Source organism: Nocardioides soli, assembly GCF_014191495.1.
In the GTDB taxonomy this organism is placed as follows: domain Bacteria; phylum Actinomycetota; class Actinomycetes; order Propionibacteriales; family Nocardioidaceae; genus Nocardioides; species Nocardioides soli.
The window spans coordinates 345,928-370,234 of record NZ_JACHWR010000003.1; the positions used below are offsets into that span (position 1 = coordinate 345,928).

At 71.4% G+C, this 24,307-nt stretch carries 21 protein-coding genes, 4 tRNA genes and 1 pseudogene; 18 read left to right on the forward strand and 8 right to left on the reverse strand.

Features of this window, described 5'->3' with window-relative positions:
• Positions 1–90 precede the first annotated feature (90 nt).
• From FHU40_RS20510 to FHU40_RS20540, 7 genes are all read left to right on the forward strand, one after another.
• Positions 91–2,271, forward strand: coding sequence for a dehydrogenase E1 component subunit alpha/beta (locus FHU40_RS20510; RefSeq protein ID WP_183594213.1), 2,181 nt, complete (start codon positions 91–93; stop codon positions 2,269–2,271).
• A gap of 4 nt (positions 2,272–2,275) precedes the next feature.
• Positions 2,276–3,562 (forward strand): dihydrolipoamide acetyltransferase family protein, encoded by a 1,287-nt coding sequence (locus FHU40_RS20515; protein ID WP_183594214.1) that lies wholly within the window; start codon positions 2,276–2,278, stop codon positions 3,560–3,562.
• A 208-nt stretch (positions 3,563–3,770) separates the two neighbouring features.
• Positions 3,771–4,793, forward strand: a complete 1,023-nt coding sequence (locus FHU40_RS20520) for an ABC transporter permease (protein WP_183594215.1) — start codon at positions 3,771–3,773, stop codon at positions 4,791–4,793.
• Positions 4,790–5,830, forward strand: coding sequence for a sugar ABC transporter substrate-binding protein (locus tag FHU40_RS20525; protein ID WP_183594216.1), 1,041 nt, complete (start codon positions 4,790–4,792; stop codon positions 5,828–5,830). Before FHU40_RS20520 ends, FHU40_RS20525 begins: the two co-directional genes overlap by 4 nt.
• 52 nt (positions 5,831–5,882) lie before the next feature.
• Positions 5,883–7,400: an ATP-binding cassette domain-containing protein gene (locus FHU40_RS20530; protein WP_183594217.1), complete on the forward strand. Its 1,518-nt coding sequence runs from the start codon at positions 5,883–5,885 to the stop codon at positions 7,398–7,400.
• Positions 7,401–7,428: 28 nt separating this feature from the next.
• On the forward strand, positions 7,429–9,237 hold the full coding sequence (locus FHU40_RS20535) for an adenine deaminase C-terminal domain-containing protein (RefSeq protein ID WP_183594218.1): 1,809 nt from the start codon (positions 7,429–7,431) through the stop codon (positions 9,235–9,237).
• 9 nt (positions 9,238–9,246) lie between these two features.
• A complete protein-coding gene (locus FHU40_RS20540; protein WP_183594219.1) occupies positions 9,247–9,714 on the forward strand; it encodes a RidA family protein in 468 nt (155 codons plus the stop codon).
• Positions 9,715–9,807: 93 nt separating this feature from the next.
• On the opposite strand, the gene FHU40_RS20545 is transcribed toward FHU40_RS20540, so the two are convergent.
• The 6 genes and pseudogenes from FHU40_RS20545 to FHU40_RS20565 all read right to left on the reverse strand — a co-directional run bounded on the left by FHU40_RS20545 (position 9,808) and on the right by FHU40_RS20565 (position 11,606).
• Positions 9,808–10,617: an SCO6745 family protein gene (locus tag FHU40_RS20545; RefSeq protein ID WP_221200088.1), complete on the reverse strand. Its 810-nt coding sequence runs from the start codon at positions 10,615–10,617 to the stop codon at positions 9,808–9,810.
• Between the two features lie 205 nt (positions 10,618–10,822).
• The gene (locus FHU40_RS28540) at positions 10,823–11,005 is read right to left on the reverse strand and encodes a hypothetical protein (protein WP_246391230.1); all 183 of its coding nucleotides are present in this window, start codon (positions 11,003–11,005) and stop codon (positions 10,823–10,825) included.
• Between the two features lie 45 nt (positions 11,006–11,050).
• A pseudogene (locus tag FHU40_RS29895) lies at positions 11,051–11,146 on the reverse strand (TA system antitoxin ParD family protein); the annotation flags it as partial.
• 179 nt (positions 11,147–11,325) lie between these two features.
• Positions 11,326–11,400: transfer RNA gene (locus FHU40_RS20555), tRNA-Val, on the reverse strand.
• Between the two features lie 28 nt (positions 11,401–11,428).
• A tRNA-Cys gene (locus FHU40_RS20560) sits at positions 11,429–11,502 on the reverse strand.
• Positions 11,503–11,533: 31 nt separating this feature from the next.
• Positions 11,534–11,606, reverse strand: a tRNA-Gly gene (locus tag FHU40_RS20565).
• 163 nt (positions 11,607–11,769) lie between these two features.
• On the opposite strand from FHU40_RS20565, the gene FHU40_RS20570 reads away from it, so the two are divergent.
• Positions 11,770–12,591 (forward strand): aminotransferase class IV, encoded by an 822-nt coding sequence (locus tag FHU40_RS20570; protein ID WP_183594221.1) that lies wholly within the window; start codon positions 11,770–11,772, stop codon positions 12,589–12,591.
• Here FHU40_RS20570 and FHU40_RS20575 read toward each other — a convergent pair.
• A complete protein-coding gene (locus FHU40_RS20575; protein WP_183594222.1) occupies positions 12,577–13,005 on the reverse strand; it encodes an SsgA family sporulation/cell division regulator in 429 nt (142 codons plus the stop codon). The two genes, FHU40_RS20570 and FHU40_RS20575, sit on opposite strands and share 15 nt — an antisense overlap.
• A 104-nt stretch (positions 13,006–13,109) precedes the next feature.
• Between FHU40_RS20575 and FHU40_RS20580 the strand changes: the two genes are divergently transcribed.
• The 6 genes from FHU40_RS20580 to FHU40_RS20605 all read left to right on the forward strand — a co-directional run bounded on the left by FHU40_RS20580 (position 13,110) and on the right by FHU40_RS20605 (position 18,307).
• Positions 13,110–13,181, forward strand: a tRNA-Val gene (locus FHU40_RS20580).
• A 42-nt stretch (positions 13,182–13,223) separates the two neighbouring features.
• A complete protein-coding gene (locus FHU40_RS20585) occupies positions 13,224–13,862 on the forward strand; it encodes a sulfotransferase family 2 domain-containing protein (protein WP_183594223.1) in 639 nt (212 codons plus the stop codon).
• A 118-nt stretch (positions 13,863–13,980) separates the two neighbouring features.
• A complete protein-coding gene (gene thrS, locus FHU40_RS20590) occupies positions 13,981–15,981 on the forward strand; it encodes a threonine--tRNA ligase (protein ID WP_183594224.1) in 2,001 nt (666 codons plus the stop codon).
• 8 nt (positions 15,982–15,989) lie between these two features.
• Positions 15,990–16,970 carry a hypothetical protein gene (locus FHU40_RS20595; RefSeq protein ID WP_183594225.1) on the forward strand — a complete coding sequence of 327 codons (981 nt, stop codon included), beginning with the start codon at positions 15,990–15,992 and terminating at the stop codon, positions 16,968–16,970.
• 42 nt (positions 16,971–17,012) lie between these two features.
• A complete protein-coding gene (locus tag FHU40_RS20600; RefSeq protein WP_183594226.1) occupies positions 17,013–17,537 on the forward strand; it encodes an HIT family protein in 525 nt (174 codons plus the stop codon).
• Positions 17,534–18,307: an inositol monophosphatase family protein gene (locus FHU40_RS20605; protein ID WP_343057963.1), complete on the forward strand. Its 774-nt coding sequence runs from the start codon at positions 17,534–17,536 to the stop codon at positions 18,305–18,307. Before FHU40_RS20600 ends, FHU40_RS20605 begins: the two co-directional genes overlap by 4 nt.
• A 69-nt stretch (positions 18,308–18,376) precedes the next feature.
• Here FHU40_RS20605 and xylA read toward each other — a convergent pair whose 3' ends face one another.
• Positions 18,377–19,555, reverse strand: a complete 1,179-nt coding sequence (gene xylA, locus FHU40_RS20610; RefSeq protein ID WP_183594228.1) for a xylose isomerase — start codon at positions 19,553–19,555, stop codon at positions 18,377–18,379.
• 261 nt (positions 19,556–19,816) lie between these two features.
• Here xylA and FHU40_RS20615 point away from each other — a divergent pair, with 261 nt between their 5' ends.
• The 4 genes from FHU40_RS20615 (at position 19,817) to FHU40_RS20630 (ending at position 24,292) form a co-directional block, all read left to right on the forward strand.
• The gene (locus FHU40_RS20615) at positions 19,817–20,920 is read left to right on the forward strand and encodes a sugar ABC transporter substrate-binding protein (protein WP_246391232.1); all 1,104 of its coding nucleotides are present in this window, start codon (positions 19,817–19,819) and stop codon (positions 20,918–20,920) included.
• Between the two features lie 117 nt (positions 20,921–21,037).
• The gene (locus FHU40_RS20620; RefSeq protein WP_183594230.1) at positions 21,038–21,832 is read left to right on the forward strand and encodes an ATP-binding cassette domain-containing protein; all 795 of its coding nucleotides are present in this window, start codon (positions 21,038–21,040) and stop codon (positions 21,830–21,832) included.
• Positions 21,829–23,094: a sugar ABC transporter permease gene (locus tag FHU40_RS20625; protein ID WP_183594231.1), complete on the forward strand. Its 1,266-nt coding sequence runs from the start codon at positions 21,829–21,831 to the stop codon at positions 23,092–23,094. The genes FHU40_RS20620 and FHU40_RS20625 overlap by 4 nt, the downstream gene beginning before the upstream one ends.
• A 13-nt stretch (positions 23,095–23,107) precedes the next feature.
• Positions 23,108–24,292 (forward strand): ROK family protein, encoded by a 1,185-nt coding sequence (locus FHU40_RS20630; protein WP_183594232.1) that lies wholly within the window; start codon positions 23,108–23,110, stop codon positions 24,290–24,292.
• Positions 24,293–24,307 lie beyond the last annotated feature (15 nt).

Below are 24,307 nucleotides of genomic sequence, written 5' to 3' on the forward strand. Positions count from 1 at the left end.
GGTACGCGATAAGCGCGGATCGAGCTCTTGATTTCGGATCCAATCTGTACCACAGTGAGTGCTCGCAGTCACAGCATGAGAGGGCATCTGATGGCGGAGCACCGTCGGCTGGAGCCGGCTTCACCCTGGGTCGAGACCGTGGTCACCCAGGCGGACTGGGACCAGGTGGACCCGGGCCTGATGCGCACGATGTATGCGCACCTGGTCTGGATCCGGACCTTCGAGCAGTACGTGCTCGACCTCGCGGCGAGCGGGTTGATCCACGGTCCGGCGCACTCGAGCATCGGCCAGGAGGGCGGCGCGGTCGGCTCGGTGCTGGCGCTGACCAGTGCGGACCTGGTCAACGGCTCCCACCGCGGGCACCACCAGTTCCTGGCCAAGGCGCTGCACCACCTGCAGCCGGACGGGATCGATCCGCTCGCGGTGCCCTCGGCGCAGCTGCGCGACGTGCTGCTGCGCACCCTCGCCGAGATCTGCGGGCTGGAGCGGGGCTGGAGCCACGGCCGCGGCGGCTCGATGCACCTGCAGTGGAAGGACGCCGGTGCGATGGGCACCAACGCCATCGTCGGCGGCGGCGTACCCCAGGCGGCCGGCTTCGCCTGGTCGCACCGGCACGCCGGTACCGATGCCGTCTCGGTCACCTACTTCGGTGACGGTGCGGTCAACATCGGATCCACGCTGGAGACGATGAACCTGGCGGCGGCCTGGCGGCTGCCGGTCTGCTTCTTCATCGAGAACAACCAGTACGCCGTGTCCACCTCGGTCCGGGAGGCGACCGCCGAGCCGCGGCTCTCCGCTCGCGGGCTCGCCTTCAACATCCCGAGCTGGCGGGTCGACGGGATGGACCCGCTGGCGACCAACCTGGCGATGAGCGAGGCGGTCGCGCACATGCGACAGGGTGGCGGCCCGACCGTGGTCGAGGCGGACACCTATCGCTTCTTCCACCAGAACGGCGGCTTCGCGGGGAGCGCCTTCGGCTATCGCGACAAGACCGAGGAGCAGGCCTGGCGGGACCGCGACCCGCTCGTCCAGACCGCCGCGCATCTCGAGCGACGGGGCATCATGACCGCCGAGGAGACCGCCACGGCCCTCGCCCAGGCGAAGGCCACGATGGCCGAGATCGGCGCCGTCCTGGTCGAGCCCGTTCCGGGCGGTCGGCCCGGGCAACGACAGATCAAGGCCGGCGAGTGGCCCGACGCGGCGTTCGCCGACGTGGGGGTGCGCGGTGACCTCGGCGAGCTGGACGGTCAGCGGGTCGTGCCCGCCGACGGGTTCGCGGTGCCGGTCGAGGAGATGCGGTTCATCGACGCGGTCGCCGGGGTGATGGCGCGCCGGATGGAGACCGACGCGCGGGTCGTGGTGATGGGGGAGGACGTCCACCGGCTCAACGGCGGCACCAACGGCGCGACCCGGGGCCTGACCGAGCGCTTCCCCGACCGCGTGCTGGGCACGCCGATCAGCGAGAACGCGTTCGCGGGCCTGGCCGGCGGCATCGCGATCGACGGCCGGTACCGACCGGTCGTGGAGTTCATGTACGCCGACTTCATGTGGGTCGCGGCCGACCAGCTGTTCAACCAGATCGGCAAGGCGCGTCACATGTTCGGCGGCACCGACGGCGTGCCGCTGGTGCTGCGCAGCAAGGTCGCGATGGGCACCGGCTACGGGTCGCAGCACTCGATGGACCCCGCCGGCGTGATGGCCACCGCGCCGGGCTGGCGGATCGTCGCGCCCAGCACGCCGTACGACTACGTCGGCCTGGTGAACGCCGCGTTGCAGTGTGACGACCCGGTCGTCGTCCTCGAGCACGTCGACCTCTACCAGTCGAGTGGCCCGGGTCCGGTCGACGACTACGACTACGTGCTCCCGGTCGGCCGGGCGCAGGTACGCCGCGAGGGCGCGGACCTGACCGTCCTGACCTATCTGGGCATGACGCCGTTCGTGCTCGGCGCGGTCGAGGAGCACGGTGGCGTCGACGCCGAGGTCATCGACCTGCGCTGGCTGGACCGCGCGTCGGTGGACTGGGAGACGATCGAGGCCAGCCTGACCAAGACGAACCGACTGCTGATCGCCGAGCAGGGCGCGATCGGCACGTCGTACGGCGGCTGGCTGGCCGACGAGATCCACCGGCGATTCTTCGACCTCCTCGACGCGCCGGTGTGGCGGGTCACCGGCGGCGAGGCGTCGCCGAGCATCAGCAAGGTGCTCGAACGGGCCGCGATCGCCCAGCAGGCCGAGGTCGTGGCGATGCTCGACGAGATCGCGAGGTACTGAGGAGATGGCCCGCATCCTGCGCATGCCCGAGGTCGCGGCCGACACGGCCGAGGCCATGCTCGCCGACTGGCTGGTCGGCGAGGCGGACGAGTTCGCGGCGGCGGATCCGATCGCCACGGTCGAGACCGAGAAGGCCGCGGTGGAGATCGAGGCCGACGTCGCCGGGGTGCTGCTGAAGCTCCTCGTGCCCGCCGGCGCCCAGGTCGAGGTCGGCTCCCCGATCGCCGTGCTCGGCGAGCCGGGGGAGTCCGTGGCCGACGTCGACGCCCTTCTGGTCAGCCTCGGCGTCGGTGTGGTTACCGACCCGGTGCTGCCCGAGCGCAGGGACGTCGAGGACCCACCGCCCGCCGCGGCCGCCGCCGAGCCCCAGGGCCCGGTCCGGGTCTTCGCGAGCCCGCTCGCGCGCCGGCTCGCGGCCGAGGCGGGCCTGGAGATCGAGCGGCTGCGGGGCAGCGGTCCACGCGGACGGGTGCTGCGCCGCGACGTCGAGCAGGCCGTCGCGGACCGCCCGGCTCCCGCCGCCCCACCCGCTGTCCAGGAGCTCGACGGGCGGGGCCGCGCCGAGCTGCCGGCAGGTCCCGAGGCCCCGGATCGTGCGGGGGAGGCGCCGTACGAGGAGGTTCCGCACACGCGGATCCGCCGGGCCACTGCGTCGCGACTGGTGCGCAGCAAGCAGGAGGCGCCGCACTTCTACCTGCGCGCGGCACTGCGGGCCGATCGGCTGATGGCCCTGCGCGAGGAGTTGAATGCGGGGGTCGACAAGGCCGGTCGGGTGTCGGTGAACGACCTCGTCGTGCGGGCCGCCGCGCTGGCCGGCCGCGAGGTGCCCGACCTCAACGTGACCTGGACCGACGCGGCGGTGCGCCGCTATCGCACCGTGGACGTCGCGGTGGCGGTGAGCACCGACCAGGGCCTGCTGACGCCCGTGGTGCGCGACCCGGCGGGGCAGCCGATCGGCGCGCTGGCGAGCACGCTGCGCGAGGCCGCCGCCCGGGCTCGAGCGGGCCGGCTGCGGCCGGACGAGCTGGAGGGCGGCAGCATCTGCGTCACCAATCTCGGGATGTACGACGTCGACGAGTTCGCCGCGATCATCAACCCGCCCCACGCGGCGATCCTGGCGGTCGGTGCGGTCCGGGAGGAGCCGGTCGTCGAGGCCGGCTCGATCGTGGTCGGACGGGTCATGCGGGTGACGCTGTCGGTCGACCATCGGCCGGTCGACGGGGCCGTCGCGGCCCGCTGGCTGACGGCCTTCCGCGGCCTGGTCGAGCATCCGATCCGGATCCTCGGCTGATCCGCAACCGATTGCAGAACAGGCCGCGCAAGCGGCCGTTGGCGACCGCATCTGGCGAGCACGATCGTGCCGCGATTTGCGCGCAAATGCTTGACAATCAAGCGGCGGTGTCGTGAGACTGGCCCGACCGCAAACGTTTGTGATGATGTGGTCACGAAGGAGTAGCGAGTTGTTGCACGACGCACCGGATCGCGCGAGTTGGCGGCACGTGTTGGAGGCGTATCGCACCGAGATCCGACTTGCCGTGGTGGTGGCCGCGTTGATCGTGGTCTTCACCGTGCTGTTCCCCGACCAGTTCGGCACCCTGCGCAACGCCGAGAACCTCTCGCGCTACATCGCGGTGCTGTTCGTCGTCACGCTCGGGCAGTCCTTCGCGCTCCTGGTCGGCGGCTTCGACATCTCGGTGGCGGCGACCATGGGTCTGAGCAGCACCGTCGCGGCGCTGGTCATGCTGGACTACGGCATGGCGGCCGGGCTGGTGGCCGGGCTGCTGGCTGCGGCCGCCGTCGGCCTGATCAACGGCGTGCTGATCGCGGTCTGCGGGGTCAGCCCCTTCGTCGCCACCCTCGGCGTGATGAGCATCGTGACGGGGTACGCCAACGTGATCTCCGACGGTCGCTCGGTCTCCGGCCTGCCCGACTCGGTCGCCTGGATCGGTCGCGCCGACTGGGGGCCGGTGCCCTCGGCGCTGGCGATCGCCGGCATCGCCGGCCTGGTCAGCTGGGCGCTCCTGAACTGGACCCGCACCGGGCTGAACCTGTACGCGATCGGCGGCAGTCGGGCGGCGTCGGTCGTCGCCGGCGTGCCGGTGCGGCGCTACGAGCTGCTGGCCTACACGATGTGCGGGCTCTGCGCGGGCCTCGCCGGCCTGATGCTGATGTCGCGGGTCGGCGTCGGCCAGGCCTCGCTGGGCAGCGGCTACGAGCTGCGCTCGATCGCGACCGCGGTCATCGGCGGCTTCGTCATCGGGGGCGGCGCCGGCCGGATCAGCGGCATCGTGCTCGGCGTACTGCTGCTGAGCATCCTCACCACCGGCATGAACATCGCCGGTATCTCGGAATTCGTCCAGCAGATGCTGACCGGCGCGGTGCTGGTCGGTGCGGTGCTGGTCGATCGCTTTCGCCGGACCCGCTCGGGGCGCAGGCCGGCGGCGGGCCCCCCGAGCGTGGTCGCCTACGACGGAGCCCCGGCGATGCCGTCCCCCAACACCGAGAGTCAGGAGAAGTCATGAAGATCCGTGCCGTGGGCGCTGGGCTCGCAGCGGGTGCGCTGCTCGCGTCCGGCTGCAGTGCCAGCGACGAGAAGGACGAGCCGACGGCGATCGCCGACCTGGGCTCCTCGCTCGAGTGCGATGCCTCGCCCACCGAGCAGGAGCTGTTGGACTACGAGGTGCCCGAGGCGCCCAGTGGCACCAAGCTCACGCTGATGCAGGTGAGCTCGGCCGGCTACTACTACCAGGCGATCAGCCAGGGCGCCGCCGAGGCGGCCAAGGCCGCCGGTGCCGACCTGACCGAGTTCTCGGCGGACGGCTACGCCTCGCCGGACCAGCAGCTCCAGCAGGTCGGCGACGCGCTCGTCCAGGGCACCGACGGCATCGTGATGGCGCCCTCGGACATCAAGGGCTCGGTGCCGGTCGTCACCCAGGCCACCGACGACGACGTTCCGGTCGTGAACATCTCCTCGGAGGTCGACAGCGACGACGTGTACATGGTCATGCAGGACGACTACGCCTTCGGGCAGCGGGCGGCCGACCGGGTCGCCGAAGTGGTCGGCGAGGCCGGCGGCACCGGCATCCTGATCGCGGGACCGTCGAACGCGACCTGGTCACAGCGTCGTACCCAGGGCTTCGAGGACCGGATCGCGGAGAAGTACCCCAAGCTCGAGATCGCCGCCGCGCCCACCCAGCTGGTCGACCCGGCCGAGGGGCTGCGGTCGTTCGAGGACGCGGTCCAGGCGACCCCCGACATCGACTGGATCTTCTCGGTGCACTACTTCATCCTGCCGCCGGACTCGCTGCCGTCGGACTACCGCGGGAAGGTGCCCTACGTGTCGGCCGGCTACGAGCCGGACTCGGTCAAGGCGTTGGAGGACGGCTCGATGGACTCGGTGTTCGGGCTCGCGCCGCGCTGGATGGGCATCATCGGCGTCGGCCGGATGGTGGAGGTGCTCAACGGCGAGGAGCCGCCGAAGGTCACCTGCCTGCCGATCCCGCTGTTCACCAAGGACGACATCGACTCTCCCGTCGCGAACGCGGAGCTGATCCCGTAGCGACTCGCGCACGGGACGATCGGAGACGGTAGGAGTGCAGACGGTGGCGGGCGTGAGCGCAGAGCGTCGGGGCGAGCCTGAGGTGAGACTGTCGTCGATCCTCAAGACGTACCCGGGCGTGCAGGCCCTCCGGGGCGTGGACCTCGACCTCTATCCGGGCGAGGTCCACGCCATCGTCGGGGAGAACGGCGCCGGCAAGTCGACGCTGGTGAAGATCCTCGCCGGCATGGAGACGCCCACGGACGGCGAGATCGTCGTCGACGGTCGGCCGGTGCACCTGCGCAGTCCGCGCGCGGCGCTGGCCGCCGGCATCCGGATGGTCCCGCAGGACACCCAGGGGGTGCCGCTGCTGTCGGTGGGGCGCAACATCCTGCTCGGGCACGGCCCCGCGGTGGTGCGCAACTCCCGGCTGTCGGCGTCCGAACGCCGTGAGGTCACCGAGGCGATGACGGCCGTCGGGTTGCGCCACGTGCACCCGGCGACGCCGTACGGCGCGCTCTCGGTCGCCCAGGCGCGCCTGGCGCAGATCGCCGGCGCTCTCGCGCGACCGGCCCGGGTGGTCATCCTGGACGAGCCCACCGCGGTGCTCTCCGACGAGGACTCCCAGCACCTGCTGGAGGTGCTCGACGAGCTCCGGCGAGCCGGTCGGTCGGTGGTCTACATCAGTCACCATCTCCACGAGGTGGTGCGGATCGCCGACGTGATCACGGTGCTGCGCGACGGTGAGGTGGTCGCCCGGCACCGCCGCGGCGAGGTCGACCGCGAGACGCTGCTCGCGGAGATGGCGCGGGTGGGCGGCAGCGCCCAGCCGGCCGAGCCGGTGCGGCACGACGACGTCGTCGACGACGGTGCGATCACGCTCTCGGTCTCCGACCTCAGCGGCGACGACTTCGCCGGAGTCTGCTTCGAGGTGCGCGCCGGGTCCGTGGTCGGCCTGGCCGGCGTCCAGGGCTCGGGGCACGGATCGGTGCTGCGGGCGATGGCCGGGCTGACACCGGTGGACGCCGGACAGGTGAGCGTCGCCGGCGCCACCGTGGCCACCGGGTCGCCGCGCCGCTCCTACGTCGCCGGGCTGCGACTGGTGCCCGAGGATCGCCGGGGGGAGGGTGTCGTCGGCGGCCGGACGATCGTGGAGAACGTGGTCCTCGCGGACGGCGTCCGCACCGGGCGCGGCTTCCTGCGCGCCCCGGCGGCCGAACGGGCGATCGCCCAGGAGGTGATCGACGTCTTCGGTGTCCATCCGCGCCGGATGATGGCGCGGGTGGGCAACCTGAGCGGCGGCAACCAGCAGAAGGTCGTGCTCGGCCGGGTGGTGGCCAGCAACCCGCGGGTGCTGATGCTCGCGGAGCCGACCCAGGGCATCGACGTGCGGGCCAAGACCGAGATCCTCACCTTGATCCGCACGATGGCCCGGGAGCGGAGGCTCGCCGTGGTGATCGCGTCATCGGAGTTCGAGGAGCTGCTGGAGTACTGCGACGAGATCCACGTGTTGCGGCTCGGGCGACAGTCGGCACACTTCAGGCGCGGAGACGCGACGTACCACGAGGTACTCGAGGCGGCGACGCCGTGAGCGTCGACCAGGGAGGCAGGAGGAGATCGTGAAGGCGGCAACGACCACGAGACTCGAGCGCGAGGCGGCCGCGGCGGTGGCCGCGGGACGTGCTCCGGCGGATCTCGTACTCACCAACGCGCGGATCGTCAACGTGCACACCGGCCGGATCCAGGCCGGCGGGGTCGCGGTGGTCGGCCCGCGGATCGCGGCGGTCGGCTCGGTCGACCACTGCATCGGGCCCGACACCACCGTGGTGGACGCCGGCCGGCGGTTCCTGGCGCCGGGGTTCATCGACAGCCACATCCACCTGGGCGGGTCTCAGCTGGTGATCCGCCGGCTGGCGGACGTGCTGGTGCCGCGCGGCACGATCGCGCTGGGCACCGACTTCTACGAGATCGCCACGATCGCCGGCCGCGAGGCCGTGCTACACGAGCTGGAGCAGGCCGAGCGGTCCGCGCTCGACGTGCTCTTCTCCCCGGCGATCTTCGGGGTGCTCGGGATCGGTGAGTTCGGCAACCCGGGGCGGTTCAGCTGGGAGGACCTCTTCTCGCTCCTCGACCACCCGGCCTGCGTGGAGTTCCGGGAGTGGAACTGCTGGTCGTCGTGGCTGCCGATGCCGCAGATGCGCGAGCTGCACGACCGGATCATCGAGCGCGGCCTGACCGTCGGCGGCCATCTCGAGGGTCTGTCCGGGCCGACCCTGCAGGCATCCGTGGCGCTCGGCGCCGTGTCCGATCACGAGACCGCGACGACGGCGGAGGCTCTGGAGCGGGTCGGCCTCGGGCTGACGGTGCAGATCCGCAGCGGCTCGGCGGCCCGCGACTTCGACGCACTGGTGCCGGCGATCACCGAGCACGGCTGCCCGACCTCGGCGTTCGCGTTCTGCACCGACGAGCAGGAGCTCGCCGACATGGCCTCCCACGGCCACCTCGACCGGCTGGTCCGGCAGGCGGTGGCCGCGGGCATCGGGCCGGTCGAGGCGATCACCATGGCCAGCCTCACTTCGGCCCGCTCGATGGGCGTCGACGACGACTACGGCTCGGTGCAGCCGGGCAAGCTCGCGTCGTTCCTGCTCGTCGACGACCTGCGCGCGCTGACCATCTCGTCGGTCTACGCCCGCGGACGGCTGGTCGCCGAGCACGGGCGGATGCTGGCCCCGGTCGAGCCGGAGGGGTACGGCGCCGAGGCTCGCGCCCTCACCGTGGTCACCACCCCGATCGCGGCGGACGACTTCTGCTTCGGGGACCGCTCCGGCACGTACGCGATGCGTGTCGTCGGGGTCACCGAGGGAAGCCTGATCACCGAGGAGCGGATCGAGGACGTCGAGCTGAAGTCCGGCCGTCCCGACCGTGCCGAGCGCGACCTGGCGACGATCGCGGTGATCGACCGGCACGAGGGCGGCGCCGAGCGGTTCACCGGGCTGATCAGGGGCCTGCGGATCCGGCGCGGAGCGCTGGCGGCGACGGTGAACCCCGGGATGATGAACCTGATGGTCCTCGGCGTGGACGAGGAGGACATGGCGATCGCCGCGCGCACGGTCGCCGACTCGTCCGGCGGCCTCGCCGTCGTGGTGGACGGAACGGTCGTCGCGCACGTGCCGCTGCCGATCTACGGCATCCTCACCGACGACCCGACCGACGAGGTCGTCGCGGCCTGTCAGCAGTTCGAGCACGCGATCGAGACCGAGATGGGCTCGGACTTCCAGGGGCTGGTCAGCGCCGCCGGGTTCACGCTGTTGGCCGTCTCGATCCCGGCGCTGAAGATCACCTCGCGTGGCTTGGTCCACGTCGTACGCGGTGCACCACCCGAGGGGCGCGACCTCTTCGTCGCCGACCCCGACCTCACCTCTGCCTAAGGAGAAGAATTGACTACCGTCCCCGCCCCCAGGCCCGTCGAGAGCGGCAGCGCCGAGATCCTTCACCACGAGGGGTACGACGAGGCGATCGTCAGCCCGTTCGTCCCGGCGATCCGGGTGGTCTCGAACGCGCGGCTGGTGTTCATCAGCGGCGTGACCGGCGCGCCGGTCTACCACGACCACCCCCACGTGCCCGAGGTCTTCGACGCCGTCCCCGCCGACATCGCCGGCCAGGTCGCCAACGCCTTCGACCACCTCGACCTCGCGCTGCAGGCCGCCGGCGCGCGGCGCAGCGACGTGGTGAACCTGATCCGCTTCTTCACCAACGTCGGCGAGGACCAGGACACCGTCAACCGGCACCAGGGCCAGTGGTTCGGCGGCCACATCCCGACCAGTTCCTCGGTCGAGGTGGTCCGTCTGGCCACCGACCACCGCCTCCGCCTCGAGATCCAGGCGGTCGCGGCCGTCCCCGCCTGACCCTCCCCGGGACGCACTGCCCGGCCGTGACGAGCGACCCCCAACCCTTCACGGCCGGGCAGTGCCGTCTGCGTTCGCCGGCTGTCCGCCGTCCTAGTCCGATGCGGCGAGCAGCAGCGAGGCGAGCGGTTCGAGAGCGGCCATGAGCTCGTGGAGCTCGTCCGGTGAGAGGCTCTCGTAGGGTCTCGCCGCGAGGTCGTCGGTGCGGGCCTCGACCCGTTGCTTGACGGCGCCGCCCAGATCGCTCAGCCCGCCGTCGTCCCCGATCAGGCCGCGGTCGCGCATCCCGTCGATCACCGCGGCGAGCTGCGCCTGGGGGAGGTGGTGGATGCGACCGAACCTCTCCGCCGGCATGCCCAGGTTGAGGGCGAGGAGGACGTGCGCCTCGAGGCCACCGATGCCCTCGATCATCAGGGCGGCGATGTGCCCGTCGCCGCGATGCTCGCGCAGCAGGGAAGCTGCGTGAAAGAGGCGGGCCACCACGTCGTCAGGAATCGGAAGCGCGCGCAGCGCGGCGTACATCGGTCGGCCCTCGACCGGCGCGCTGGTCGCCGCCCTGGTCAACAGCTCGGCGGCGCGGGCGAAGGCGGGCGAGCCGACGTGGTCGCCGAGGATCCGCTGCAGAGCGTTCGCACAACCCGACTGGCGAGCCGCGATCGCCGCTGCGGGCGTGGTGGTGCGCCACACCTTCGGAATGTGCCGAGCCACCTCGCCGGGAGCGAAGTTGTAGAAGAGCGCGTCCACCACCTCCGCCGGGACGATGCCGAGGGGCGCCGCCCGGCCGGCGAAGTAGGTGTCCCAGTAGTTGGTGAACCCCAGCGCGAACATCGCCTCGTTGGGCTCGTCGGCCGAGTAGGGGATCACGCCGATGGGCTCGACCAGCTCGAACATCCGACGAGCCATGGGATTCACGGTGCACACCTCCGGCTACGGGCACTGCGCCTGCGGACACTCACGGTCATGGTGACCCGTGCGCGCCGCCAAACCCATCGCTCAGGTCAGTGGCGCCGGGGTTCAGGCCGGCCAGTCGGCCCGCCCGACCGGCCTGCAGGGAGTGTCGAGGCTGGTGTCGTCGTAGGCGTCGGCACGGGGTGCAGGACCGGAGTGCTCAACCGCGCTCGGCCCGGCGCCGGGGCTCGGTCGGCACGTCGCCGGCGGACTCGTGCACGGTGACGGTGCCCTCGGCATCGGCCTCGGACCAGCGGCTGCGCCCCTGCGCCTCGAACCGGGAGCGCAGGTCGAGGGTGGGCAGGTCGTCGTCGACACCTTCACGCCAGGAGGTGCGAACCACCGCCTGGTCGTGGTCCCCGAGCTCGTCATAGGAGAGCTGGCCAGTGAGGACGCGGTCGATGTCGCGTTGGGCGATGCCCCCGGCGGCCTCGAGCTCGCGGCCGAGGCGGGCCCAGTGGGCGAGCTGCTGCGCGGCGCTGCGGTGCGACCGCGCCGGCGACCTGGGCGGCCACGACCGGCTCCTCTCTCCGGCGGATCACTCCAGGAGTAGGAGGTTGCTGCACCCGGGGTGCCGGGGTCGCGTCGAGTGGTCGACGCAGCCGGATGGGCCGGGCTCCTGGGCACGCAAAAAACCGCAGATCCTCTGACCTGCGGTTTCTCTGGTGGGCGATACTGGGTTTGAACCAGTGACCTCTTCCGTGTCAAGGAAGCGCGCTACCACTGCGCCAATCGCCCGGGTCTTGAGTTAGAACGGAGGGACTGCTGGAGGTGGGTACGGGATTTGAACCCGTGTACACGGATTTGCAGTCCGTTGCCTCGCCTCTCGGCCAACCCACCGTGGAGGCCAAACCAGGGAGAGACCTCTCCGAGCGGACGACGAGGCTCGAACTCGCGACCTCAACCTTGGCAAGGTTGCGCTCTACCAACTGAGCTACGTCCGCATGCGCTCCGGCCGGTCTCCCGGTCGGGTGCGTGAGAACAGTAGCCGATGCCCCAGACCATGCAAAATCCGGCTCCGCCCGGCGCGTTGCGGGGTCTCAGCAACCCGTTGCCGGAGCCCGCTGCGCCGCCCTGGGGACGCGCCGCGGTCACTAGGGTGGCGGCATGCGCGCGTGGATGAACGGCGACCTGCTCCCGGACGCGACCGCCGCGGCCCTCCCCGTCACCGACCACGGGGTGACCGTGGGCGACGGGGTGTTCGAGACGCTGAAGGTGGTCGACGGGCTGCCGTTCGCGCTCGACCGCCACCTGGCGCGACTCCAGCGGTCCGCGGAGGGACTCGGGATCGAGGGCGTCGACCCCGACGACGTACGCCGCGGGGTGGTGGCGGTGCTCGCGGGGGAGCGGTCGCCGCTGAGCCGGCTCCGGATCACGGTGACCGGCGGTCCGGCGCCGCTGGGCTCGGGGCGCGGGGATGCCGGGCCGAGCGTCATCGTGGTCGCGGCCGGCATGGATCCGGCGCCGGAGGCGACCGCGGTGGTGACGGTGCCGTGGCCGCGCAACGAGCGGGGGGCGCTGACCGGCCTCAAGACCACGTCGTACGCCGAGAACGTGGTCGCCCTGGCCGCCGCCCAGCGGCGGGGCGCCAGCGAGGCGATCTTCGCGAACCTCGCCGGCCACCTGTGCGAGGGCACCGGCTCCAACGTCTTCTACGTCGTCGACGGGGAGCTCCGGACGCCGACGCTGGCCAGCGGCTGCCTGGCCGGGGTCACGCGGGCGTTGGTGCTGGAGTGGTACGGCGGTCGCGAGGTCGACGAGCCGATCGAGGTCGTCGACGGGGCGAGCGAGGTGTTCCTGGTCTCGACCACCCGCGACGTCCAGGCGGTGGCCCGGTGGAACGACCGCGAGCTGGAGGCTCCGGGCCCGATCACCACGGAGGCCCTGGCGGCCTGGCGGAGCCGGGAGCGGGACCTACTGGGTCTGTGAGCCGGTGAGCGTCTCGACCAGCAGGTCGAGGTCGATCTCCTCCCGGCCCTGCGGGACGACCGCGAGGGTGCGGATCAGGAACGTCCCGAGCTCGCGGGTCGGGAGCTGGGTGACCAGCCGCCCGTGCGGCGAGCTGAGCTCGAGCACGACGGCCGCGCGCCCGCAGTCGTCGATGCTCGGCGAGACCAGGACGTCGCCCTCGCCGGCCGGATCGGTCAGGCCCTGGAGCAGCAGGTCGCGGCCGATCAGCCAGCGGACCGTGCCGGAGGGCCACCCGAAGGTGACCTCGACGGCCCACGGGTCGGTGGGCTCGTAGGCGAGCAGGGCGGGCAGGTCGACGCTGCGGCCGTACGCGTCGAGGCACTGGAGCGCGACCGCCTGGGAGAGGCGGGGCGACGTCGGCGGCTGGTTCACGCCTAGGAGACGGGCGGCCGGACCGGCCGTGACGCGGAGAACGGCGGTGGTTGTCGCCCGAATGTGATCGACCGGCGGACGTAGGCTAGAGTCTGCGTCCGCACGGGCGATTGGCGCAGTGGTAGCGCGCTTCGTTCACACCGAAGAGGTCACTGGTTCGAACCCAGTATCGCCCACCGATGCGATCGATGTCGGCAACCGCGAGCGAGGGTGAGCGCATGACCACCGACGCGCGCACCCGGATCACCCGCCCGGGAGCCAAGCGGTACGGCCTGTCGGTCAGCGATCCCAAGCGGTTCATCTACGTGCGCACCGCCAAGGTGGCGACCCGATCGATCTCGGCGGCCTTCAACAACCGCCCCGACCTCGAGGTCGTCATGCACCGCGGCCGGCTGCGGCGCTGGCCGCAGGGGGAGCAGCGCGACTACCCGGCGTTCGGCTTCGTGCGCAACCCGTTCACCAAGCTGGTGTCCTGCTGGCAGGACAAGGTCGTCGGCACCGGCCGGGGCACCTGGCGACTGACCTCGGTGCAGGACCGGTCGTTCGAGGAGTTCGTGACCGCGCTCGAGGGCATGGACATCCTGGTCGGTGACCGGCACGTCCGGCCCCAGGTCGCTGCGCTGCCGCTCGACCGGCTCTCGTTCGTCGGCCGCTTCGAGCGGCTCGTGCCGGACTGGGAGCGGGTCTGCGAGTGGCTGGACCTCGGTGAGATCCCGCTGCCGCGGGAGAACGTCTCAGCAACTCCCGCGGAGCCGGTGCGGGTCGAGCCGGCCCTGGCGGCGCGGATCGTGCGGCTCTACGAGCTGGACTTCCAGATGTTCGGCTACTCGACCGAGATCCCCGAGAAGCTCCGCTGACCCTGCGGACGCCGACGCTCGCTCCCGGGCGGTCGGCGGAACCCGCGAAACCGCCGCGCGGGCCCGGCGCCCCGGTCGATACGATCGAGCGGTCCGTCCCCGACCACCAGGAGTCACTGTGTCCGATCTGAAGATCGTCCTCGTCCACGCCGGCGCGCGTGAGGACCGGACGGTCACGACGGGCACCAAGGCCTGGGAGCCGTTCGCCGAGGATTCGTCGGTGATCGCCGCCCGCGTCAACGGCCAGCTCAAGGACCTCTCCTACGAGCTCGTCGACGGCGACGAGGTCGAGGGCGTCGCGATCGACAGCAAGGACGGCCACGACATCCTGCGGCACTCGACCGCGCACGTGATGGCGCAGGCCGTGCAGCAGCTCTACCCGGAGGCCAGGCTCGGCATCGGCCCGCCGGTGCAGGACGGCTTCTACTACGACTTCGACGTCGAGACCCCGTTCGTGCCCGAGGACCTCGCGAAGATCGAGACCGCGATGCGGAAGATCATCAAAGAGGGGCAGCGCTTCTCCCGCCGCGTCATCACCGACCACGACGCGATCCACGAGCTCCAGGACGAGCCCTACAAGATCGAGCTGATCGGCCTGAAGGGCTCCGGCAGGGCCGACGACGCGGCCCAGGAGATAGCGGAGGGCGCGAGCGTCGAGGTCGGTGCCGGGGAGCTGACCATCTACGACAACATCCGCCGCAACGGCGACGTCGCGTGGAGCGACCTGTGCCGCGGCCCGCACCTGCCGACCACCAAGCGGATCCCGGCGTTCAAGCTGATGCGCTCGGCGGCGGCGTACTGGCGCGGCGACGAGAAGAACAAGCAGCTCCAGCGCATCTACGGCACGGCGTGGGAGTCCAAGGAGGCGCTCGACGAGCACCTGCACCGGATCGAGGAGGCCGAGCGCCGCGACCACCGCAAGCTCGGCCGCGAGCTCGACCTCTTCAGCTTCCCCGACGAGATCGGCTCCGGCCTCGTGGTCTTCCACCCCAAGGGCGGTGTGATCAAGCGCGAAATGGAGGACTACGTCCGCCAGCGGCACATCGAGGAGGGCTTCTCCTACGTCGGTACGCCGCACATCACCAAGGACCAGCTCTTCTACACCTCGGGGCACCTGCCGTACTACGCGGACACGATGTTCCCGCCCATGGAGTTCGAGGGCTCGAACTACATGATCAAGCCGATGAACTGCCCGATGCACAACCTGATCTACCGGTCACGCGGGCGCTCCTACCGTGAGCTGCCGCTGCGGCTCTTCGAGTTCGGCTCGGTCTACCGCTACGAGAAGTCCGGCGTCGTGCACGGCCTGACCCGGGTGCGCGGTCTGACCCAGGACGACTCGCACTCCTACGTCACCCCCGAGCAGGCGCCCGGCGAGATCAGGCACCTACTCGACTTCGTGCTCGGCCTCCTGCGGGACTTCGGGATCGACGACTTCTACCTGGAGCTCTCGACCCGTGACGACTCCAAGCCCGACAAGTTCGTCGGCTCCGAGGAGGAGTGGGCGGTCGCGACCAAGGTGCTCGAGGATGTCGCGATCGAGTCCGGCCTCGAGCTGGTGGCCGACCCCGGCGGCGCGGCGTTCTACGGCCCGAAGATCTCGGTGCAGGCCAAGGACGCGATCGGCCGGACCTGGCAGATGTCGACCATCCAGTACGACTTCAACCAGCCCAAGGGCTTCGAGCTCGAGTACAACGGCGCCGACGGGCAGAAGCACCAGCCGGTGATGATCCACTCCGCCAAGTTCGGCTCGATCGAGCGGTTCTTCGGGGTGCTCGTCGAGCACTACGCCGGCGCGTTCCCTCCGTGGCTCGCGCCCGTGCAGGTGCAGGCGATCCCGGTCGCCGACGCCTTCAGCGACTACCTGCACGACGTGGCCCGGCAGATGCGCGCCCGGGGCCTGCGGGTCGAGGTCGACGACTCCGACGACCGGATGCAGAAGAAGATCCGCAACGCGCAGCTGCAGAAGGTGCCGTTCATGATGATCGCCGGCGGCGACGACGTGGCGGCGGGCGCGGTGTCCTTCCGCTACCGCGACGGTCGCCAGGACAACGGCGTACCGCTCGAAGAGGCGATCCAGCGGGTCGCGGACGCCGTGGCGTCGCGCGTGCAGGTCTGAGCCGAATCGTGAGGCGGCGCGGCGCGGCCCTCCTGGCCGGCGCCGCGCTGCTCACCGCCTGCTCCTCCGGCGGGCCGGCGGGGGAGCCGACGTCGGCGCCGGTATCGAGCGCGCCGGTGCCGTCGCGGACCACGCCGCGGCCGACCGCGGTCGTCACCCCGACGGCCGACGCCGAGGCGGCCCGGCTCCAGGCCCTCGCACAGCTCGCCGAACAGAAGGCCGCCGAGCTGCCGAGTGCCGCCCCGTCGTCGGTGTCGCCGACGACCGGCAAGCCGGTGCGCGGAGCCGACATCGGCTGGCCGCAGTGCCCGAGGGGCATGGGCATCCCCGAGCGGCCGACACTCGGCCTGCCGATGCCGCTCCCGGCGGCGGAGTACGTGGTCGTCGGGCTCACCAACGGCCCCGGGTTCACCGCCAACCCGTGCCTGGCCGACCAGGTCGCCTGGATCCGGGAGCGACACCTGCTCGCCGCGGCGTACGCCGTCGTCAGCCAGCCGGACGCCGACGCGGTCGCCGAATACCGCGACCGCGGGCCCTACGACGCCGACACGAGGCTCGGTGCCCTCGCGAACACCGGTTACCAGCAGGCGCTGGTCAACGTCGCCACCATGCGGGCGGCCGGCCTGGTGTCGCCGGTCGTGTGGGTCGACGTCGAGCACGTCCCCGACTTCGAGTGGAGCGACGATCTCGACGCCAACGCCGCCGTCGTCCAGGGTGCCGCGGCGGGGTACGCCGACGCCGGCTACGACGTCGGGGTCTACTCGACGCCGATCCTGTGGCGCGAGGTCGTCGGCGACCTCGCGCTCGGCCTGCCGGAGTGGCGCGCCGCCGGCCAGACCTCGCGGGCCGAGGCGCTGTCGCGATGCGGCGACGACTGGCGGATCCAGGGTGGCGACGCCGTGCTGGCGCAGTGGGTCGCCGACGGGCGCGACCACGACGTCACCTGTCCGGGTGTGACCGACCTGGGTGCCTGGTTCCAGCAGTACTGACCGGCCGGAGGGGCCCCGGGACGGCACCCTAGGGTTAGGGCCATGACCGATCCTGCCGGGCACGTGCGCGCCGGGTTCGAGGGCTTCGACCGGCTCTGGACCCCGCACCGCATGGCCTACGTCGCGCCGGGCCTGCCCTCCGTCGACGACGGCTGCCCGTTCTGCGCGATGAGCGACCACGCGCTCGAGGAGAGCCTCGTCGTCCACCGCGGCAAGACCTGTTTCACCGTCCTGAACCTGCACCCGTACAACCCCGGCCACCTGATGGTGCTCCCGCACCGGCACGTCGCCGAGCTCGAGGACCTCACCGACGACGAGGTCACCGAGCTGATGACCACCACCCAGCAGGCGGTGCGGGTGCTGAGGCGGGTCAGCGGACCGCACGCCTTCAACATCGGGCTGAACCTGGGCGGGGTCGCCGGCGGCTCGCTGTCGCAGCATCTGCACCAGCACGTCGTACCCCGCTGGGCGGGCGACGCGAACTTCATCACCGTGCTCGGCGGCACGAAGACCCTGCCGCAGCTGCTCGCCGACACCCGCGCGATGCTGGCCGAGGCATGGTCGTGACCCCCGGGGATGCCCTGGCCGGCGACGCGGCGCTCGCGGCCCGGCTGGTCCGCGAGGCGGGCGCGCTCGCCCGCCGGATGCGGGCCGGGGGACTCGAGCCCGACACGAAGACCTCGATCTCCGACGTGGTGACCGCCGCCGACCACGCGGCGGAACGGCAGATCGTCGAGACGCTCGCCGCCGAGCGGCCGGACGACGGCGTGCTGGGGGAGGAGGGTGCCTCGCACGACGGCACCTCGGGGCGGACCTGGGTGATCGACCCCGTCGACGGCACCTACAACTTCGTGGCCGGGCTGGACTGGTGGTGCTCGGCCCTCGCGCTCACCGACGGCGACGAGCTGGTCCTCGGCGCGGTGCACCATCCCGCCACCGGGCGCACCTACGTCGGCGGCCCGGGTCTGCCGACCACCGTCGACGGCGTGCCGTTGCCGGCGCTGGTCGACCGCCCGCTCGCGACGTCCTGCCTCACGACGTACCTCCACCCGCCGGCGTACGACGGCGCGCCGGGCGTGGCCTTCCGCCGGATGGCCGGGGGCGCGGCGACGCTGCGGATGCTCGGCTCCGCGTCCATGGACGGGGCGTCGATCGCGGCCGGCCAGCTGCACGTGCGCTGCCAGCACTCCATGCCGCCGTGGGACGAGCTGCCCGCCGCGGCCCTCATCCTCGGCGCCGGCGGCAGCACCGCCCGGGTCGACGGGGGCGGCGTCACCTGGTCGGTGGCCGGCGCACCCACGGCCGTCGCCGACGTCGTCGCCGCGCTGGCGGGCTAGCCGCGGGCCGGGGACGTCATACGGACAGTGTGTCCCCTTCCGCGGAACGTATGACGTCCGCGCGCACCGTCACCGCACGCCGTACAGGTGCTCCAGCGCGAGCTGGTCGAGGCGCTCGAAGGCCATCCCGCGGCGACCCGCCTCGTCGGGGTCGAAGGGTTCGGCGCGCAGGTCGGCGATCGTCTCGCCGTTGGCGAGTGAGGGCAGCGCGAGCTGGTCGAGGCGTGCGTCGAGGAGCGCCTGCCGGACCTCCGGGTCGGCGCGGAACGCCCGCACCTTGGCGCGCAGGATCAGGTAGTTGCGCATGCACGCCGCGGCCGAATCCCATACGCCGTCCAGGTCCTCGGTGCGCGGGGGCTTGTAGTCGAAGTGTCGCGGCCCGTCGTACCCGCCGTGCTCGACGATGTCGACGGTCCAGAACGCGCCACGGGCGTTGCCGGCGCCGAAGCGCAGGTCCTGGTCGTAGCGCGGGCCGGTCTGGCCGTTGAGGTCGATGTGGAAGAGCTTGCCGTGCCACAGCGCCTGCGCCAGGCCGTGTGCGTAGTTGAGCGAGGCCATCTCCTCGTGGCCGACCTCGGGGTTCACGCCGACCAGGTCCGGGCGCTCGAGCTCGTCGATGAACGCCAGTGCGTGGCCGACGGTCGGGAGCAGGATGTCGCCGCGGGGCTCGTTGGGCTTCGGCTCGATCGCAAACCGCAGGCCGTACCCCTGCTCCTCGGAGTAGGAGCCGAGGACGTCGAAGGCCTCCTTGTAGCGCGAGAGCGCGGTCCCGACGTCCTTCGCGGCGCCGGACTCGGCGCCCTCGCGCCCGCCCCAGGCCACGAAGACCTGCGCGCCGAGCTCGGCGGCCAGGTCGATCTGGTCGGCGGCCTTGCGAATCGCGAAGCGGCGTACGTCGCGGTCGTTGTTGGTGAAGCCGCCGTCGCGGAAGACCGGGTGCGAGAAGAGGTTCGTCGTCACCATCGGTACGGCGAGTCCGGTCTCGGCCAGCGCCTTGCGGAACGGCGCCAGGTGCTGCTCCTTCTCGGCGGGGGAGGCATCGAACGGGAAGACGTCGTTGTCGTGGAAGGTGATGCCGTAGGCGCCCAGGTCGCTGAGCCGGTGGATCGCCTCGGCGGGATCGAGCACCGGGCGCACCGCGCCGCCGAAGACGTCCACGCCCTGCCAGCCCACCGTCCACAGACCGAAGGAGAACCGGTCCTCGCGGGTCGGGGAGAAGGCGGCCGGGTCGGTGCTGTTCGAGCTCATCGGATCCTCTTCCTCCGCGGGTGTCGCCACGACGTCCGGCGCGGCTGCGGTCGCCGCTTCCATCACGATTCGGTCACGCGCGGCCGCGGCGACGCTTGGTTGGAACGTGCAACAAAAGATGCACCAAGAACGTCTTGTCGGGTCCCGGAGCCGTGAGTATGTTGTCGCGCACAACATATACCGTGACCCCCGTCACACGACAGTGGTTACCCGGGTCCGAGCCATGGAGGTCGAGGAATGGTCAGGAACAGGCGGGCGCGGATGGCGTCCCTGGTGGCAGTAGGAGCGCTGGCGTTCGGTGCTCTCGCCGCATGCGGAGACGACTCCGACGGCGGTAGCAGCAGCAGCGACAACGGCAGCAGCGCCGCCGCGTCCGGCAAGGTCGGAGTGATCCTGCCCGACACCACGACGTCGCCGCGCTGGGAGGCCAACGACCGGCCGAGCCTGGAGGCGGCGTTCAAGAGCGCCGGCGTCGACTACGACATCCAGAACGCCAACGGCGACGTCGACAAGTTCGGCACGATCTGCGACAGCATGATCACCGAGGGCGTCACGGTGCTGATGATCGTCAACCTGGACTCCGACTCGGGCTCGGCCTGTCTGTCCAAGGCGGCCGACGCCGGCATCCAGAGCATCGACTACGACCGGCTGACCCTCGGCGGCGGCGCGTCGTACTACGTCTCGTTCGACAACGTCGAGGTCGGCCGGCTGATGGGCACCGGCCTGATCGACTGCCTCGACGCCAACAACAAGACCAAGGCCAACATCATCTACATCAACGGCGACCCGAGCGACAACAACGCCGCGCTGTTCAAGGAGGGCTACGCCGAGGCGCTCAAGGGCAAGATCGACTCCGGTGACTACAAGCTGGTCGGCGACCAGAGCGGCTACTGGGACGCCGACAAGGCCGGCAAGGCGTTCGAGCAGCTCTACACGCAGAACGGCGGAAAGATCGACGGCGTCGTCTCCGCCAACGACACGATGGCCGGCGGCATCATCGCCCGGATGCAGGCCCAGGGCGTGGCCGGCGAGATCCCGGTGACCGGTCAGGACGCCTCCACCGAGGGGCTGCAGAACATCCTGCTGGGCTACCAGTGCGGCACGGTCTACAAGAACACCGACCTCGAGGCCGACGCCGCCTCGAAGCTCGCGATCGCGCTGATCAAGGGGGAGGACCCCAGCAGCCTGGTGACCGGCACGGTGACCGACACCAAGACCAAGGAGGACGTCCCGTCCGTGCTGGCCAAGCCGGTGTGGATCACCACCGAGAACATCAAGCAGGTCTTCGACGACGGCTTCGCGAAGGCTGCGGACGTCTGCACCGGCAACGTCGCGGCGGCCTGCAAGAAGGCCGGCGTCAGCTGACGCCCTGACCCGACACCGTGCGGAGGCGGGGGCGGCGTCGTCCGCTCCCGCCTCTCGCACGGTGACACCACTGCGGCCGGCCCGCCCGTCCGCGCCTCTTCCACCCCAGGAGGACCAGTGACCGCGACCGCTCTCGAACGGTCAGCCGTTCCGGGCTCGAGCGAGCCGCTCCTGCAACTGCGCGGGATCCAGAAGAGCTTCGGTGCCGTGCACGTGCTGCGCGGCGTCGACCTCGACGTGAAGGCCGGGGAGGTCACCGCGCTCGTCGGTGACAACGGCGCCGGCAAGAGCACCCTGATCAAGGGCATCGCCGGCATCCACGGGTTCGACGAGGGCGAGTACCGCTTCGACGGCCGGCGCGTGACCGTGCACGGCCCCAAGGACGCTGGCGCGCTCGGCATCGAGGTCGTCTACCAGGACCTCGCGCTGTGCGACAACCTCGACGTCGTCCACAACATGTTCCTCGGCCGCGAGCTCCGCAGGAGCGGGCTCCTCGACGAGGACGCCATGGAGCAGCGCGCCCGCGAGACCCTGGACGGGCTCTCGGTGCGCACGCTGCAGTCGGTGCGCACCAAGGTGGCCGCGCTCTCCGGAGGCCAGCGCCAGACCGTGGCGATCGCCCGGTCGGTGCTGTGGAACTCGCGCGTCGTCATCCTCGACGAGCCGACCGCGGCCCTCGGCGTCGCCCAGACCGAGCAGGTCCTGCTGCTGGTCCGCAGGCTGGCCGACAGCGGCCTCGGCGTGATCCTGATCAGCCACAACCTCAACGACGTCTTCCGGGTCGCCGACGAGATCGCCGTCCTCTACCTCGGGCAGATGGTCGCCCAGATCCGCAAGGCGGACACGACGCAGAGCCAGGTCGTGCAGCTCATCACGGCCGGACGCGTCGGGGACGAAGGAGCGTTCGCATGACCGCCCAGCAGACCGAGACCCCCGAGGTCGCCCCGGAGCCGTGGCAGGCCTCCGGGATCGGCGGCATCGCCCGGGCGTACGTCGCCAAGGTGCGCGGCGGCGACGTCGGCGCGCTGCCGGCGGTGCTCGGACTCGTCGTGCTGGTGGTCGTGTTCTCGGTGCTGCGGCCCGAGACCTTCACCTCAGAGCTGAACTTCGCCAACCTGATCAACCAGTCCGCGGCGATCACCGTCATCGCCATGGGTCTGGTGTTCGTGCTCCTGCTCGGCGAGATCGACCTGTCGGCCGGTGTCACCGGCGGCACGGCGGCCGCCGTCATGGGCGTGGTGATGACCAACCACGAGCAGAACTGGCTGATCTCGATCCTGGCGTGCATCGCCACCGGTGCCGTGATCGGCGCGGCCATCGGCCTCCTGGTGGCCCGACTCGGCATCCCGTCGTTCGTCGTCACCCTGGCCGCCTTCCTCGGCCTGCAGGGCGTGATGCTCGAGATCATCGGCGAGGGCGGCACGATCCCGTTCAAGAACGAGAAGATCCTCGCGCTCACCGACGACAACCTGCCGGTGTGGCTCGGGTGGACGATCGCGCTGGCCCTCGTCGTCGGCTTCGCCGGGCTGACCTTCTTGCGCAACAGCCGCCGGCGCCGTGCGGGGCTGCAGTACGAGCCGATGCTGCTCTGGGCGATCAAGAGCGGTGCGCTGCTGGTGATCACGGTGCTGGTCACCTACTACCTGTCGAAAGAGCGCAGCATCAACCCCACCCTGAAGTCGCTGAAGGGGGTGCCCGTCTCGCTCGTGGTGATCCTCGGGCTGCTGCTGGTGCTGAGCTTCCTGCTCTCGCGCACCGCCTGGGGCCGCCACGTGTACGCCGTAGGCGGCAACGGCGAGGCGGCCCGGCGGGCCGGCATCAACGTCAAGGGGATCAAGCTCAGCTGCTTCGTCCTGTCGTCGTCGGTCGCGGCGATCGGCGGCCTGATGCTCGCCGCCCGGAGTCACTCGGTATCGCCCTCGACCGGCGGCAACGAGACCCTGCTGTACGCCGTGGGCGCGGCCGTCATCGGCGGCACCAGCCTCTTCGGCGGCAAGGGCCGGGTCGTCGATGCCGTCATCGGTGGCACGGTCATCGCGGTGATCTCGAACGGCATGGGGCTGCTCAACAAGTCGGCGGGGGTCGTCTATATCGTCACCGGACTGGTCCTGCTCGTCGCCGCCAGCGTCGACGCGATCAGCCGCCGTCGCGCAGCAGCGAGCGGACGAGTCTAGACAGGAGCAGCACGTGCCCACCCCGACCGGCGTCGGGAGCGATGAGCTCCGACGCGTGAATCTCCGCGCCATCCTGCAGACCGTGCACACCCACGGCCCGACGACCCGCGCCGTACTCACCAAGCAGCTCGGCCTGAACCGGAGCACGATCGGCGGGCTGACCGGGGAGCTGCAGTCGCTGGGCCTGGTCACCGAGCAGACGGCGGTGGTGGGCGGTCGGGGCCGCCCGTCGCACCTGGTGGTGCCTTGCGAGGACAACGTGGTCGTCGCGGTCGACGTCGGCGTCGACCGGATCGCCGTCGCCCTGGTCGGGCTCGGGGGACAGGTCCTGGCCGGTCGCAACCGAGGCCACCAGCGGGGCGAGCACGACGTCGACCACGTCGTGGAGTCCGTCGCGCAGATGGTCGAGGAGACGCTCGCGGCCTCCAGCCACAGCCGGTGCCTGGGCATCGGCTGCGCGGTCCCCGGCGCGGTGCGGGCCAGCGACGGGCTGGTCCGCTTCGCCCCCAACCTGGGGTGGTACGACGAGCCCTTCACCGAGCTGCTCGCCGAGCGCCTCCAACGTCCGGTCTCGACCGGCAACGACGCCAACCTCGGGGTGCTCGCCGAGCACGTGCGTGGCGCGGCCGTGGGCTTCTCGGAGGCCGTCTACCTCAGCGCCAGCGTCGGCATCGGTGGCGGCTTCCTGGTCGGCGGCCGGCCGCTGACCGGGGTGAGCGGGTACGCCGGCGAGGTCGGCCACATGCAGGTCGACAGCCTCGGCCCCACCTGCCGTTGCGGCGCGGTCGGCTGCTGGGAGACCAAGGTCGGCGAGAACGTGCTGCTCCGGCACGCCGGGCGCCTCCCCGGGGGTGGCCCGCCGGCCGTGGCCGAGGTCATCGAGGCCGCGCGGGCGAGCGACAGCCGTGCCCGGACCGCGGTCGAGGAGGTCGCCGAGTGGACCGGGATCGGGATCCGGGCGATCGTCAACCTCTTCAACCCCGAGGTCGTCGTGCTCGGCGGCTGCCTGGCCCAGGTGTGGCGGGCGGCCGAGCCGGCGGTGCTGGACTCGTTCGAGCGCAGCAGCCTGCTCTCGCCGCGGGCCGACACCCTGATCAGACCGGCCGGGCTCGGCGACGACTCCCCGCTGCTCGGAGCCGCCGAGCTGGCGTTCGCGCCCGTGCTCGACCGGCCCCAGGCGGTGTCGAGGGCCGGCTGAGGTCGCGCCGTCCTC

Excerpts from the sequence above, each read along its gene's own strand:
- FHU40_RS20510 (WP_183594213.1), top strand. The coding sequence starts at position 91 with ATGGCGGAGCACCGTCGGCTGGAGCCGGCTTCACCCTGGGTCGAGACC.
- FHU40_RS20515 (WP_183594214.1), top strand. The coding sequence starts at position 2,276 with ATGGCCCGCATCCTGCGCATGCCCGAGGTCGCGGCCGACACGGCCGAG.
- FHU40_RS20525 (WP_183594216.1), top strand. The coding sequence starts at position 4,790 with ATGAAGATCCGTGCCGTGGGCGCTGGGCTCGCAGCGGGTGCGCTGCTC.
- FHU40_RS20545 (WP_221200088.1), bottom strand. The coding sequence starts at position 10,617 with ATGGCTCGTCGGATGTTCGAGCTGGTCGAGCCCATCGGCGTGATCCCC.
- FHU40_RS20570 (WP_183594221.1), top strand. The coding sequence starts at position 11,770 with ATGCGCGCGTGGATGAACGGCGACCTGCTCCCGGACGCGACCGCCGCG.
- FHU40_RS20585 (WP_183594223.1), top strand. The coding sequence starts at position 13,224 with ATGACCACCGACGCGCGCACCCGGATCACCCGCCCGGGAGCCAAGCGG.
- FHU40_RS20600 (WP_183594226.1), top strand. The coding sequence starts at position 17,013 with ATGACCGATCCTGCCGGGCACGTGCGCGCCGGGTTCGAGGGCTTCGAC.
- xylA (WP_183594228.1), bottom strand. The coding sequence starts at position 19,555 with ATGAGCTCGAACAGCACCGACCCGGCCGCCTTCTCCCCGACCCGCGAG.
- FHU40_RS20615 (WP_246391232.1), top strand. The coding sequence starts at position 19,817 with ATGGCGTCCCTGGTGGCAGTAGGAGCGCTGGCGTTCGGTGCTCTCGCC.
- FHU40_RS20625 (WP_183594231.1), top strand. The coding sequence starts at position 21,829 with ATGACCGCCCAGCAGACCGAGACCCCCGAGGTCGCCCCGGAGCCGTGG.